Source organism: Nocardia amikacinitolerans NBRC 108937 (assembly GCF_001612615.1).
Classification (GTDB): domain Bacteria; phylum Actinomycetota; class Actinomycetes; order Mycobacteriales; family Mycobacteriaceae; genus Nocardia; species Nocardia amikacinitolerans.
On record NZ_BDAU01000063.1, the window covers coordinates 1 to 14,138 of the forward strand.

General features: G+C 62.8%; 14 protein-coding genes and 1 pseudogene. 10 read left to right on the top strand and 5 right to left on the bottom strand.

Features of this window, described 5'->3' with window-relative positions:
- The first annotated feature begins 262 nt into the window (after window positions 1–262).
- Window positions 263–1,324 (top strand): IS110 family RNA-guided transposase, encoded by a 1,062-nt coding sequence (locus NAM01S_RS32010; protein ID WP_067792720.1) that lies wholly within the window; start codon window positions 263–265, stop codon window positions 1,322–1,324.
- A 40-nt stretch (window positions 1,325–1,364) separates the two neighbouring features.
- Here the strand turns inward: NAM01S_RS32010 and NAM01S_RS32015 are convergent, their stop codons facing one another.
- Window positions 1,365–1,655 carry an integrase core domain-containing protein gene (locus NAM01S_RS32015; protein ID WP_169810932.1) on the bottom strand — a complete coding sequence of 97 codons (291 nt, stop codon included), beginning with the start codon at window positions 1,653–1,655 and terminating at the stop codon, window positions 1,365–1,367.
- 43 nt (window positions 1,656–1,698) lie between these two features.
- Between NAM01S_RS32015 and NAM01S_RS32020 the strand changes: the two are divergent.
- A pseudogene (locus tag NAM01S_RS32020) lies at window positions 1,699–2,580 on the top strand (transposase); the annotation flags it as partial.
- Between the two features lie 389 nt (window positions 2,581–2,969).
- Here NAM01S_RS32020 and NAM01S_RS34505 read toward each other — a convergent pair.
- Window positions 2,970–3,449: a type II toxin-antitoxin system RatA family toxin gene (locus NAM01S_RS34505; protein WP_169810933.1), complete on the bottom strand. Its 480-nt coding sequence runs from the start codon at window positions 3,447–3,449 to the stop codon at window positions 2,970–2,972.
- A gap of 303 nt (window positions 3,450–3,752) precedes the next feature.
- Window positions 3,753–4,418 (bottom strand): class I SAM-dependent methyltransferase, encoded by a 666-nt coding sequence (locus NAM01S_RS32025; RefSeq protein ID WP_067792725.1) that lies wholly within the window; start codon window positions 4,416–4,418, stop codon window positions 3,753–3,755.
- Between the two features lie 900 nt (window positions 4,419–5,318).
- Here NAM01S_RS32025 and NAM01S_RS32030 point away from each other — a divergent pair.
- The 8 genes from NAM01S_RS32030 to NAM01S_RS32060 all read left to right on the top strand — a co-directional run bounded on the left by NAM01S_RS32030 (window position 5,319) and on the right by NAM01S_RS32060 (window position 12,487).
- Window positions 5,319–5,639: an acyl carrier protein gene (locus NAM01S_RS32030; RefSeq protein WP_253799544.1), complete on the top strand. Its 321-nt coding sequence runs from the start codon at window positions 5,319–5,321 to the stop codon at window positions 5,637–5,639.
- A gap of 7 nt (window positions 5,640–5,646) precedes the next feature.
- Window positions 5,647–6,897, top strand: coding sequence for a KasA/KasB family beta-ketoacyl-ACP synthase (locus tag NAM01S_RS32035; RefSeq protein ID WP_253799542.1), 1,251 nt, complete (start codon window positions 5,647–5,649; stop codon window positions 6,895–6,897).
- A 1,149-nt stretch (window positions 6,898–8,046) separates the two neighbouring features.
- Window positions 8,047–8,586: a hypothetical protein gene (locus NAM01S_RS35505; protein WP_157108008.1), complete on the top strand. Its 540-nt coding sequence runs from the start codon at window positions 8,047–8,049 to the stop codon at window positions 8,584–8,586.
- A gap of 1,119 nt (window positions 8,587–9,705) precedes the next feature.
- Window positions 9,706–10,119, top strand: a complete 414-nt coding sequence (locus tag NAM01S_RS37450; RefSeq protein WP_253799540.1) for a tyrosine-type recombinase/integrase — start codon at window positions 9,706–9,708, stop codon at window positions 10,117–10,119.
- Between the two features lie 195 nt (window positions 10,120–10,314).
- Entirely contained in the window at window positions 10,315–10,800 is a 486-nt protein-coding gene (locus NAM01S_RS32045) for a hypothetical protein (RefSeq protein WP_157108009.1), read from the top strand.
- Between the two features lie 52 nt (window positions 10,801–10,852).
- A complete protein-coding gene (locus NAM01S_RS36010) occupies window positions 10,853–11,143 on the top strand; it encodes a hypothetical protein (protein WP_067792736.1) in 291 nt (96 codons plus the stop codon).
- A 61-nt stretch (window positions 11,144–11,204) separates the two neighbouring features.
- Window positions 11,205–11,510, top strand: a complete 306-nt coding sequence (locus NAM01S_RS32055; protein ID WP_067792739.1) for a transposase — start codon at window positions 11,205–11,207, stop codon at window positions 11,508–11,510.
- Window positions 11,511–11,512: 2 nt separating this feature from the next.
- Complete coding sequence (locus NAM01S_RS32060; RefSeq protein ID WP_084483480.1) at window positions 11,513–12,487, top strand: IS3 family transposase; 975 nt, start codon at window positions 11,513–11,515, stop codon at window positions 12,485–12,487.
- On the opposite strand, the gene NAM01S_RS36250 is transcribed toward NAM01S_RS32060, so the two are convergent.
- Window positions 12,415–12,795, bottom strand: coding sequence for a transposase (locus NAM01S_RS36250; RefSeq protein ID WP_218018491.1), 381 nt, complete (start codon window positions 12,793–12,795; stop codon window positions 12,415–12,417). The genes NAM01S_RS32060 and NAM01S_RS36250 overlap by 73 nt on opposite strands.
- A 36-nt stretch (window positions 12,796–12,831) precedes the next feature.
- Window positions 12,832–14,037: an ISL3 family transposase gene (locus tag NAM01S_RS32065; RefSeq protein WP_067792743.1), complete on the bottom strand. Its 1,206-nt coding sequence runs from the start codon at window positions 14,035–14,037 to the stop codon at window positions 12,832–12,834.
- Window positions 14,038–14,138: the final 101 nt, after the last annotated feature.

Below are 14,138 nucleotides of genomic sequence, written 5' to 3' on the forward strand. Positions count from 1 at the left end.
TTGAACCGTCGACTTATCTGGTTGCAGCGGCTCGTGGTCGGGATCAGCTACCCCGTAACGTGCCGCAGGAGACCGGGCGGGCTGACTCGTGAACCGTCTGTCGCCCTTGCGGTTGACTTGCCCGTGATGTGTCGTCCCGTCCGGTCTCCGTTCACGGTCTGACTCGACAGAGGTATGACGACAAGCTGCTGTGAGAGGTTCTTGAAGTCGACATGTCGGCCGTGGATTCCCCATCCGACAAGACGACGAGGAACCGAACCTGATGATGCTGATCGGCGTCGATCCGCACAAGTCCACCCACACCGCCACAGCTGTTGATCCGGCGACGAATGCCGATTGCGGATCGGTGCGTATCGAGGCGAGTTATGCCGGATATCGCAAGCTGCTGGCGTGGGCACGGCAGTGGGCCGAACGCAGTTGGGCGGTGGAGAACGCCGAGGGCCTGGGCCATCACCTGGCGATGTGGCTGGTCGCGATGGACGAGGTCGTCGTGGATGTGGCGCCGGCCGCGACGGCGCGGGTGCGGCAGCTCTCCCGCGGTGGACGACGCAAGAACGACCGCATCGACGCCGCAGCGGCGGCGAGTGTCGCGGCGCTGCAGGGCGATGCCCGACCGGTTCATGCCGAAACCCATGCCAATGCTCTCGGACTACTCGATGAACGGCGAAAGAACCTGTCCACCAACAGGACTCGATCAGTCAACCAGCTGCACGCCCTGTTGCGCGAGTTATTGCCTGGCGGTGTGCTCACGGATTTGACCGCACCGAAAGCCGCGATGGTCCTGCGCGGTTTGCGTCCGGTCACCGCCACCGATCGAGTCCGCAAATCCCTGGCAAGGGATCTGGTTGCCGACATCAAACGCTACGACGCCCAGCTCGCCGAGAACGCCGCGGCGATGGACGAACTACTGGACGCGCACGGCACCACGCTGCGCGAAATTCCTGGGATCGGGCCGGTGATGGCTGCCCGACTCATCGGCCGCACCCGCCGCGCCACCCGCTTCGCAACCGCGCCCGCCTACGCCAACTACACCGGCACCGCGCCTGTCGAAATCGCAAGCGCAGACTCGACTCGTCATCGGCTGTCACGTTATGGCGACCGAGAACTGAACTCCGCCTTACACACCATCGCGATGATCCAAATCCGCATGCGTGGCAGCGCTGGGCGCATCTACTACGACAAGAAGGTCGCCGAGGGCAAGTCACCGAAAGAGGCGAAACGCTGCCTCAAACGGCGCCTGGCCGGCCTGTGCTGGCGAACCATGATCCGAGACGAAAGACGCACCGTCGCAACCTCACTTGCCAACTCTGCCGAAGCGGCTTGACAAATACAGAGGTATCACGGGTAAGGGACCGGCTTCGGTGTCAGACCAGCGCCGGTCGGCGTGGTGGTTGTTGAGAGTAGTACGCGGCTTCGTATTCGGCGGGGGTCTGGTAGTCGAGCCGGGAATGCAGACGGGCGTTGTTGTACCAGTCGCACCACTCCATGAGCGCGAACTCGACCTCGGTGAGTGTCTTGAACGGGCCGTGCCGGTTGACGACCTCGGTTTCGAACAGACCGATGATCGATTCGGCGAGGGCGCTGTCATAGGCAACGCCAACCGAACCTATCGATGCCGAGAGCCCTTGCAGTGCAAGTGATTCAATGAATTTCACTGATGCGTATTGGCCGTATTCAACTGATCGTCGCAACACCCTGATGTCGGAGGTGTCTGTGGTCGGGAAGCGGCAGTTGGCGGTTCGTGAGTTTCGGGGGCAGATGTCGTCCCCGGGGCGGCCGTCGGTGGCGTGGCGTGAGGATCGAGTCCGGTTCTGGGCGGCGATCGCGCGTGGGGTGATGACCGAGGATGCGGCGGTGGAGGCTGGGGTGTCCTCGCCGGTGGGTTTCCGGTGGTTCCGGCATGCTGGCGGCGTGAATCCTCGCCTACCTCAAACTGTTTCGGGCCGCTATCTGTCTGCGATCGAGCGGGAGGACATCGCGTTGTTACGTGCCCGAGGCGAGGGAGTCCGTGAGATCGCTCGCCGGCTCGGTCGTAGTCCGTCGACGATCTCGCGCGAGTTGCGTCGCAACGCCTCGACTCGTTCGTACTGGCTGGACTACCGGGCATCGACTGCGCAGTGGCATGCCGAACGCCGAGCCAGGCGTCCGAAGATCGCCAAGCTGGTCGGCAACGATCGGTTGCGTGAATATGTGCAGGACAAGCTTTCCAGGGTCATTCGGTCCGCAGACGGACGTGTCGTGGCTGGTCCGGTCGGTCCGGAGTGGAAAGGACGCAACAAGCCCCACCGGGGTGATCGAGCATGGGTGAGTGCATGGAGTCCTGAACAGATCTCGAACCGACTGAAGGTCCAATTCCCTGACGACGAATCGATGCGCTTGAGCCACGAGGCGATCTACCAGGCTTTATACGTCGAATCTCGCGGTGGGCTGGAACGTTCGCTCGTCGGATGCCTGCGCCGGGGCCGCGCGCTGCGAGTGCCGCGGGCACGCGCCGGACAGAAGGCGTGGGCGCATGTCACCACCGAAACATTGATCGCCAACCGGCCCGAAGAGGTCAACGAGCGGGCGGTGGCCGGTCATTGAGAAGGAGACTTGGAGCGCCACGAGGCGCCATGTAACCGAGTGGAGGTGGAAGACCTGCACCTTTGTGCTGTCGCAGCAGCATAACGAAGCTGGGGGCAGTCCGAACTGACCGCGCTCGCTGATGCGACCGCGAATCTGGATTTGGGCTGTGTCGGTGGTTCCTCGATCATGCGGGTGCATCAACACGGCGCGAACATATCCTGTGGCAACGACACGACGCGCGGCCCGGAGAGCGAGCTATGAGCCGACCGATCACGCGATCGGCCGGTCCCCGGGCGGGCTCACGACGAAAGCGCCCCTGTCCGTCGCTTGCACCCCTCGTCGCCCTACTGCGCAGGCAAATCGGACGTAGGCAACAAAGCCTGGCAGCTCCTACAAAATACCGGTTAGGCACTGCGCTCTCGGGCATCCGACCCACTGAGTTGCTCCACCCGAGCCTTAAGATCTCGAACGCGCGGACGTATGAACATCGCAATCACGGCGCGTTCGATCGGCCCTCGAACAACAATTTTGAGGATCCCTTCGAGAATTGCATCGAGCGCAAACGTAGCTGCGGTTCGCCCATCGGCCAGTGCCGCGAGCTCAAATTTACCTGTCAAGACTTTCATTCCCCCTTTCGTCTGACGCCAGCTCACCCGTGTCGGCTGTTCGTACGAGAAGACCGCATGACCCTTGAAAGTCTTACCGACTGCGTGTGCCTCCATATCACACAACGTTGCGCGCCCACAGCTGTCACGTTCAAGTGCCGTAACCGATGTCAGGCGCGCTTGCCATTCAGGGACCGACTCGACATCAGCGATTACGTTCCACACGCAATCGATCGGCGCGTTGATCTCGACAGTTGCAGCGAATCGTTTCAATGTCATAGGTTCACTCCAGAGTATTCGGATTCCGTTGGGCACATGCCGCATCGCTGAAAATAGGACACGACCGTCGGTGTCGCCGACCATTTCTTTACGGGAGACGCCGACGGTCGGTCATATCGCGGGGCATACACGGACCCACGCGGATGGGATGCGCTGGTCGAGAGGCAACACTAGGGATAAACCCCAGTCATTTGCAATATCGCCCAGCATACGCCCCTTGGCATGCCAGATAGAGGTATCCGCGGGCTCGAACAGCCCCTTCATAGCAAGACAGACACTTTCCGCGTACTGCATGAACAGTGTTTACGGCTTAGGGCGCGTCGCTCGAAAGATGACCATTCCGCCAGAGCACTCAATTTCATCTATCGTCAGGCCGGCGTCCCCTAGCCACCGACGGAGATCCTCGAGGGTTCCGGACGGGCCGAACCCACCAGTCAGACGCGCGAATGCCGACCACGTGTCCGTGCGCCACGACTGGCCACGCGCCGCAAAATTACCGACGAGCCTGCCACCTGGCTTCAGGCAGCGAGCCAGCTCAGCGATCGCGACGGGTGGATGCGGAAAGCAGTGCAGTCCGTTGAACGTTACGCAGAGATCGAACTCGGCGTTACCAAATGGCAGGTTCTCGACGTCACCTTCAACGAACTCAATCGACAGGCCAGCCTCGCGCGCTATGCGCCTAGCGCCGTCCATCATAATCGGGGAAATATCGCAGGCCACATACCGGACCTGCTGTTCCGGCCGCAACCGTTTTAGTGTGACACCGCCGCCACAAGGCACGTCGAGGATCTGCGATCCATCGGGCATCTCGGCAACCACGTCCATGGCGCGATAGATCACATTGACATCGGTCTCAAAGATCAGCTGGCCAGCGCGGGCGGCGGCTTCTTCGTTATCAACGGTTCGAGCATAGGCACGACCCATTGTTTTAGCCATGAATTCGTCTCGGACTGCTTTGACATTGAGCATGCGACTTAAGTTAGCCCTGGCCTCTAAACTTCGTCTAAGTTCAGGCCTGTAGGTCTGACAGCTGGCGAGCCGACGCATGAACCAGCCGTTGCTGGGCTCGAGGCCGGCCTGGCAGGCTGCGACCCCTCCCTGACAGGATCCCTCTCCGGTACGGCATCGCTGACAAGAGCTGACTTGACCGGCCAGCGCATACTGTGAGCTGCTTTGTAGACGAATATGCATGCGTCCTCGACGCAACCCGACTATGGGCGCACCGAACCATTTGCCGAGTTGCGGTGCCACCTAGCCTATGCGCACAGCAGGCTTTGCTCACTTCCTCCGTGAGGCGCGGCGCAACAGTGCGCGCCTTTCCCGGTCTCGGCACCAGCGCCAGCACACCGCATGGGTTGATCGTGCATACACCGATCCGCCGACTCGTTCGATCCACCTCACACAGCACGTAGTTCGATGTACCCACGTTTCAAACGGCTCGCGAGTGCTCTCATCACGACACGCCGCGACCCTGCTTGATCACGATGCGCCCCATGCCTGACCACCGACCAGGCTCGTTGGAAGATCGCCACCTCGAGGTCTTTTGGTAACGGCATCGCCGCCAGACAGGCCAACCATCGCCCACCATATGGCAGGGTGAGACTGGAACTTGCGATACGATCGGCCCTTGCCATCGACGTTGCCCGATGTCAAGACAACGGTTTTCCGGTCTCGCTCCCTCGAATCCGCTTGCGTAAGAGAGGATTTGTTCGACTCAAACAAGAACTAGACCGAAGCTTCATCCACAGTCGACATCTGCAGATCTGCGACGGATCGTGTTGCCTAGAGGCGGACCGGAACGTGTTGCCGCGTGGCGGCGCGGCGTCGATCCATCGACAGACTACGATGAAACCGGATGAAAGGAACCATGTGCCTTCGCCCACCAGCCGGGAAGAGATCATCGCCGAACTTGCGGGCATCGCCGAAGAGGGAACCGGCGCTGAACCCTCCGACGTAACCATGTTGAGGTCGGTCGTTGACCCCCTGGACACGGACCCGCTGTCCCTCGTCGAGATCGCCGTTCAAACCAGGAGGGGAATCCGCGTCAAGATCCCCGACAAGGATCTCACGATCTCGCGTATCGTCCACAACGGAGTCAACTACCGAAGGCTGGCCTTGGAGAACACAGAGCTAGCTGACCAGCTCAAAGCGAAGTTCGAAGCCGCTACTCCCGATGCGAAAGACCAGTGATCCTACCGTGAACATTGCTTCCATCAAAAATGGAAACTTCCCGAGTGTGGTCGTTACGGCAGTCGCCGCGACCACGTCGATCGCGGGAGATATCGACGCCACGTGGAAGGGCCTACTCAACGGCGCGAGCGGTATTGACGTGCTCGATGAGCCGTTCGTCGACGAGTTCGATTTGCCTGTCCGCGTCGGTGGCCAGTTGAAGGTGAAGCCCGAGTCCCTGCTGACACGTGTTGAAATGCGCCGACTGGCCTACATCGAGCGGATGGCTACCGTGCTCGGCCGAGAGGTCTGGAAGAACGCAGGCAGCCCCGACGTCGATAAGGAGCGCCTCGCAGTCGCAATCGGCACTGGCATCGGCGGCGTCGACGCCATCATTGACACTCGAGAAGCACTGAAGGACGGCGGCTACCGCAAGGTGTCGCCGCTCGCCGTGCAGATGATCATGCCCAATGGACCGTCAGCTGTAGTCGGGCTGGAGTTGGGCGCGCGCGCTGGAGTCGTTACTCCGGTGTCGGCATGCTCGTCCGGCTCGGAAGCCATCGCTAAGGCATGGCAAATGATCGTGTGGGGTGACGCGGACATCGTCGTAGCTGGCGGGGTCGAGGGACAGATCACTGCGGTACCGATCGCTGCGTTCTCGATGATGCGCGCGATGAGCACCCGCAACGACGATCCGAAAGCCGCGTCGCGTCCGTTCGACAAGGACCGGGACGGTTTCGTGTTCGGCGAAGCAGGGGCCCTCATGGTCCTCGAAACCGAGGAACACGCAAAGGCGCGCGGTGCCACGATCCTTGCTCGATTGCTCGGAGTTGGCATCACATCTGATGGTTTTCACCTCGTTGCACCGGATCCGGAGGGTGCCGGTGCGGCGCGCGCGATGGCTCGGGCCATAGAGACAGCCGGATTGACCAGCGCCGATATCACCCACGTCAATGCGCATGCGACGGCCACGCCGATCGGCGACATCGCGGAAGCTAGGGCGATTCGTACAGCGGTCGGCAACCATCCATCGGTGTATGCACCGAAGTCCGCGCTGGGACATTCAATCGGTGCGGTTGGCGCTCTCGAATCCGTTCTGACAGTACTCAGCATCCGCGATGAAATGATTCCGCCGACACTGAACCTTGAGCACCAGGACCCCCAAGTCGACCTCGACATCGTCAAGGGTGAACCCCGCCGCGGTCGCATTGACTACGCCATTAACAACTCGTTCGGATTCGGTGGTCACAACGTCGCTCTCACCTTTGGACAGGCCTAATTTTCTTGTGTCCGACGAGGCGAAGGTCGCGTCCTTGGTGGGGTTCCTCGCCTAGCTCGCGAGCGCAACTGATCCACCCGACCTCGATCGGCTGCAGAGAATCTTAATTCAGTCCGGAGAGAGGCACGGCTGAGCTGGCGTCGCCTGCAGATAATCGAACGTACCGTGTAAGGTACGCAGGCGGCGCCAGCGATCATGCAAGGGCTGAGAGACCTACCAACTGGTCTCGCAGGATGCCGTCTTGGACGCTGGAACCGGAACAGCTCCCCCAGAAGGACGTAGGGGCCGGTGGCTCCTTGTGACCAACATGTTTACCTCGCGAAGTGGCCGTGTTGACCAGGCAAACCGAAGCCGAACTCCTTCTGCCGCTTAGGTTTCGTTCCCGACGAATGCTCTGCCCGACGCGACGCAGAACGCAAGGTTCTTGTGAGCTCTTCGACATGAACCTTCGTTCCCAAAACGGCTTGTTCCATCCTCCGGCGGCTTCGTGTGACCCGCCGATGCTATCGTGCGGAAAGCACTCAGGCCCTACAGTTAGCCATCACAAGGAACAAAACACGAATGAGTAGCTACACCATTGTCATCACCTCCGATGTTACACAGGACGGCGATATGATCGCTGATAACTCACAGCTAACCATTCGTGTGGATGTCACGCCTCCGGAACCGCGAGTGACCGCAATCGCTATCAACTCAACGTCCCAAAGCGGCTTGACATCCCTGAATGTTCCCCGCATCAATATAGCTGCGATCGTCACTGCACTCGCCGCCAGGTTCCCACCGCAAAGCCTGGCACCTGTACGCGCTGCCGTCCTTCCAGCTACGACTGAACAGCACCCAGCAGAACAGACTCCGTCGGCCCCTGTGGATAAGGGCGCAGCCGAACTGGTAACGCAATTCGACACGGTACCGGAGCCACCACGGACAGGGCACACTGCCGCGACCAGAGCGTACCGGAAGATGCCTGATACGAGCGAGCTGCGCGACAGTTACCAGCGACTGGGCACCGTTACAGCCGTTGCGCGGCACTACGGAGTTCCGCGACATACCGCGCAAGGTTGGATAGGTCGGTTGCGCAAACTCGAGAGTCCCCCCGAAGCCGGCTCGACGGACAACAATTAGACTGCCACTGCGAATGGAACCGGCAAGATGACTGACGTCTACACGATTACGATTTCTAATGGTCAGAACGGGATTCCTCTCGCCACCGCGACGGTCGAGATCGATGCCGCCGGTGCGCGAATGACCGAAGTGCGCGTGGAAGCTAGCAGCGGCGGATTCGTTCCAGAAGCACTGGCGCAGGTCGACTTTCCACTCTTAGTCAATACGATCACTCTCCTCTCGGGTGCACAGCCGCCGAGATCGACATCGGTAGAACCGACAGCCGACGCCAGCCCCAACGATTGGAATCCCGTAAGATCTGCCCGTCACACTGCGGAAGCGACACAAGCTCCGTCGATTCCCAGCCCGGTTGCTCAAGAGCAGCCGCGACTCCCTCGATCTCAAACCCCGGATGTTCCAGCTGATTTCGGTGTGGCCTATTGGCGACTCGGCAGCGTCGCCAAAGTGGCTCGGCACTACGATGTGCCGCATCACATCGCCCAGGACTGGATCAAGTCCCTCCAGAAGCAAGGAAAACTGGCTAGCCCGTGGCCAAGTAGGAACAAGCGCCCGTCACGATCGGGATGACATACGAAACCACAATCCCACTACGACCAGCACAGGCATCTATAGGGGAGGATAAGCAACGCAGATGCCCCAGGTCCTCGTGCGTTGGGACCTGGGGCATCACGGGGTAATCGCCGAGCCAGTCGCAGGCTCATTGACGTTAACGACGTTACATCTCCCTCCAATCCGTCCGGACCTCTGACGGTGACATCGTGTACGTTATGTCCGACGCGAGCAGACCGGGCGCCAAAGCCCACGCGAGGTTCGCCGAGGAGACCATTCAGATGTCGGCGGAACGTGAAAACTGGATCTGGCACAAATTTGGTGATATGCCTGCCGGTTGTTCACTCGCTCAACAGGATTCGATTCCTGAGTAGGTCGGTTTTCGCTCGTCCGAACATCTGCCGTTTGAGCATCTTAAAAGTTACGTGGAATCTGGCCCGGGCGGTGATCATGTCTCCCCGGGTGACCACGGACTTGGGAGGCGGGCTTGGGCGGCACTGTGGTGCTGAGGGAGAAGTGGCCGGTGCTGGGCCGGCACGAGCAGGCGGCGGTATGGCTGGGCATCTGGGTTGATGTCGGTCGGGCGCCGCGCACGATCGACGCTTATGGCCGGGGGCTGGCAGAGTACTTGCTGATGTGTGAGCGGGAGCGTGTCGATCCGGTGACCGCGAACCGCGCCCACATCGCAATGTTTCTGCGGGAGTTGACTTCTCGCCCGCATCGCCGCGGCAACAACGTGGTGTCCATCGATTCCGGTGCGGGACTGGCGAACGCCACGATGCAGCAGCGGCTGGTGCCGGTGCGCTTGTTCTACGACTTCTTGATGGAGGAGGGGCTGCGGGAAACGAATCCGGTGGGCCGCGGCCGGTTAACCCCGGGTCGGCGGGCCGGTGGCACGCAGCGAGGTTTGGTCCCGCGGGTGGTGAAACTGCCGTGGATCCCCAGCGAGGAGCAGTGGCTGCGGTTGCTGGAGGTGGCCCGGCGCGAGCCGATCCGCAATCGTGTGATGTTGGCGTTGGCCTACGACGCCGCGTTGCGGCGGGAGGAGTTGTGCTCGCTGCGTACCGACGACATCGACCCGGCCCATCCACGCTGCGGGTGCGGGCGGAGACGACGAAGAACCGGCTGGAGCGCGTGGTGCCGTATTCCGCATCGACCGGGGTGCTGTTGTCGCAGTATCTGGTTCACCGGTCCGGGATCAGCCGGGCCCGCAGGCCGCTGTTTCTGTCGGAATCGCGTCGCAACCATGGGCAGCCGCTGAGCTTGTGGATGTGGTCGAAAGTGGTGCGGTGCATCGCAATTGATGCCGAAGTGCCGCAGTTCTCGACGCATACGACCCGGCATCTGTGCTTGACGGACCTGGCGCGGATGGGATGGGAGGTGCACGCGATCGCGGCTTTCGCCGGACACCGGCACACGGACTCGACGCTGCGCTATATCCACCTGTCGGGCCGGGATCTCGCCGACAAACTCGCCCGCGGGATGCAGCACATCCACGCGTTGCGCATCGCAGCCCTGACCGGCACCGGCCATTCGGTGGTGGCCCAGTGACCGCCGCCGCGGCAGCCGACCGGCCCGACAACCATCGACGGTGGCAGTCACCGATCGACCTGGGCCGTTACAACACGACACCCGCGCTGCGAGGCCCGGAGAAGGGTGCGATCGCCGAACTCGGGCTCGACAAACCTGCGTCGGCTAGCCCGCCATGATCCCGCCGCGAGAGGATGGAGGCAGATCCGTCGGCTGTTGCGGCCGCTCGACGATGCTGCTGCCGCACTGCAGGTGCCAGTGACATCCCACCGTCGGCGGGCGATGCTCGACGCGACTGCGGTGGTTTTGTTGCACTGCGCGCAGACCGGCCGCGCCTACTGGTCGTGGACCGACGAGGAATGGGCCGCGCTCATCGGCGCGGACCTGCACGAGTTCCGCACGGCGATGCCGCCTTGGGCTGATGACGCCGTGCGCCCCTATCTGGCCGCGCACGCATTCCTGCTCGGAGGCTTCACCGCGTTCTACCGGCTGGGCAGTTTCAGCCGACTTGCCCTGGCCTGGAACATCTTCGGCCGCGACCTGGTCGACACCGAGATCGGGCGGATCCGCTCGGTGCTGGCTGGCTGGGGCTACCAGTTGGGCCGCGCCGAGGACACGCTGCTGCCGACGGTCGCCTGCCAAGTGTTGCTGCTCAACCGCAGCCCGCATCTCGAGGACTCGAGCACAGAGCTGTTCGAATGAATTCGGCGTGAGCGGTTGCTGCCCGCGGCGCGGGGCAACACCCCTATATGCCATGCAGCGGGCCGTCGCCGAGCTGGGTTTCTGCGATCCGCCGCAACAACGGACGGGCCAGCACGCGCCCCGCGCCACCGGCGGAGCGCCAGATTGGGCTCGCTGGGTCGAACGCTGGCACGACACCTCGACGCTGACTCCCCGCGTTCGCGGCAGCATCCGTTCCACACTGCTGCGAGTCGGTCGATGGCTACAAGCCGAACACCCCGAAGCCGTCGATCCCGCCGACTGGACCCGCCAGACCTGCGCAACCTGGATCGCTGCGCTGGATCGGATGAAAGTCGGTGACTGAGGTTCCCCCGCTTTCTCGGAGGGCTCTGACTGTGGTCCGATAGGACCGGAAGGAGTCATTCGTGGCAGCACCGAAGAAGTACCCCGACGAGTTGAAGACCCGGGCCGTGCGGCTGTATCGGGAGTCCGATCCCAAGCCGACGATCCGGAAGCTGGCCGCTCAGCTCGGGGTGCATCACGAGGCATTGCGGCTGTGGATCCGCCAAGCCGAGGCCGACGCCGGCGAACGTGACGACAAACCGACTACCGACATGCTGGCCGAGAACCGCGCGTTGAAGAAACGGGTCGCGGAGTTGGAGCGGGTCAACGACATATTGCGTTCTGCGAGTGCGTATTTCGCCTCGGAGCTCGGCCCGACCCGGCGGTGATCATGCGGTTCATCGAACAGAACAGCCAGCACCCGGTCGAGCTCCTTCTACGGGTCTTGGGCATCGCATCCTCGACCTACTACGAGTGGCGAAAACGCGCGCAACAGCCAGCAGACCGCAAGGTTGAAGACGAGAAACTGCTGGGCGAGATCGTCGATATCCACACCAGTTCCGGCGGCACCTACGGGTCACCGAGAGTGCATGCGATGTTGCGGCGCAAAGGGATTCGGGTCGGCCGCAAACGGGTGGAACGGTTGATGCGCGCCGCGCAGTTGCAGGGCGCTTTCCTGCGTAAGAAGTGGCGGCTCGGTTCGACGCGGCAGGATCCGCGGGCCAGGCCCGCACCGGATCTGGTCGAACGCAACTTCACCGCCGCCGAACCGAACCGGTTGTGGGTGGCCGATGCCACCCGCGTCCCGTGCGGTCAGGGCGCGTTCTGGCTGGCTGCGGTGCGTGATGCGTTCTCCAACCGGATCGTCGAGTGGAAGACCTCCGACCGCTGCGACACCGAGTTGGTGCTCGGTTCGATGGAATACGCGGTCTGGAGTCGGGAAATCCGTGACGGCCAGCTGATTCACCACAGCGACCGCGGGTCGACCTACACCGCTATCCGGTTCGCTAATCGGTTGGCAGACAACGGAATCGCTCAATCGATGGGCTCGGTCGGCGACAGCTACGACAATGCCCTGATGGAGAACTTCTTCTCCACCCTCAAGACCGAACTGGTCTACCGGAGAACCTGGCGCACCCGCGACGAGGCCGAGAACGCCCTGTTCGCCTACATCGATGGCTGGTACAACACACAGCGCATTCAGCAAGCCGCCGTCGAAGTCGGCCAGACCGCGCTCGACAGACTGCTGTCGCGTCTCGCCGACGTCCCCACACCGGCAGGCCCGCCGCCCCGTCAGGTCGGCGCAGCAGGCGCCATCCAACTCCCGATCGTCGGAGTCCGCCACGGAAAAACCTCACTAACTTGACATTTCAGATTCCACAGAATGATGCGGTTGACGTGGCCCTCGACGGTTCCGCTGCTCCAGGGCGTGGTCAGGCCAGCAATGACCGCGTCCTGGTCGCGGCGCAGGCCTCGGACGAACGAGTGCAGCGCGGGCTTGTCGTCGGCGTCGACGGCGGTCATCCACCGTTCGAGATCTCGACCGCGCCGCTCGCCCATGATCTCGGCGAACGCGCGGACGTGCCCGGCCAGAGCGGCCAATGCCGGGCTCGCGGCCAGGATAGCGTCAAGGCTTGCCCGGCACTCCTCAGCGAGGGTGGCGGGGTTGGTCATGATCCAGCCGACGACCTTGCGGACCGTTGGTGTGGTTTAGCGTGGCGGGGACGGGCTGTGGGTGAGGGCGCGGAAGGGCCGCAGATAAGTGCGCACCATCCTCTCGCTGCCCCGGTAGCCGCGGGCGGTGATTTCTTCGAACAGCTTGGTCGCGTTGGTGCAGCCCTCCTTCCACCGCTGATGCAGGTGCGGTTTGTATGCGTCGAGCACGCTGACGCGGTATCCGGTGCGGTCGTTGACCAGAAGTTCGTCGGCTGATTCGGCGCGGGCGAAGCGGCGGGCGGTGCCGCGGGCCAGCCCGAGCTCGCGGCTGATCGCGCGGATGGTCGTGCCCTGAGCCAGCAGCGCATGGACCTCGGCCCAGCGCTGGCGGGTGCGCACCGCGGTGCGATCCTGCCGTTGGTGTGGCGCGACCGGCCCACAGTGTGTGTCGGCGACAACCTCGGCGATGTCGGGCCGGTGCGGTGATTCGGGATCGGTGATCGCGGCAGCGAGGCTGGCGCGGTGGCGTGCCACGGTGCGTTCGACTGCTTCACCCAGGTTGTGCCAGATGTGCCAGCGATCGGCGACCTGCATCGCGTCCGGCGCTCCCTCCGTGGCGCCCTCGGCGTAGGCGCCGGCGCAGTCGCGGCAGACGATCTCCACACCCGGGTGGGCCCGCAACCAGGCCGCGAGGGTGTCGGCGGTCCGGTCGTCGAGAACCTCGACCGGGCGGCGGGTCTGCATGGCGATCAGGATCGTGCCGTAGTTGTGCCCACGGCGCAGGGCGAAGTCGTCGACGCCCAGCACCCGCGGGATCGGGTGCTGGGGATCGGGCAGCGCCCGGATCTGGCGCAACAACGTCATCCGGCTCACCGTCGCAGCCAGCTTCCGGGTCAGCCGCGCTCCCGCGCGGCCGCCCAATGCCAGCGCAACAGCGCACAACGCACGCTGCAAAATCAGTGTGCGGCGGGCGTGCCGGGCCGCGAGCTGCGGCACTTGCTCAGCGAAAGTTGTTTTGCCGCAATCGAAGTTGTCGCAGAACAGCCCGCGCACCCGCAACCCGATCACAACCTCGCGGCCGGTGATCGAGGTGTCCGACAACCGCCGCTTATACCGACTGTGGACCCGGACCGACAGCGTCCCACAACCGGGACAGCCCACCGGATCCTCACTGGTAGCGACCTCGATCCACACTGTCGAACCCGCCACACGGATCACCTCGATCCGCAGACCGTCCAGATGCGGGAACAGGACCCTCATCGGTCCAAGATCAGAACACCCGCGACATGATGAACTACCAACCGCCACTTCGCATCCCGAACCGGTCAATCACGAAGTCTGTGCCAGATCCAGAATTGGGG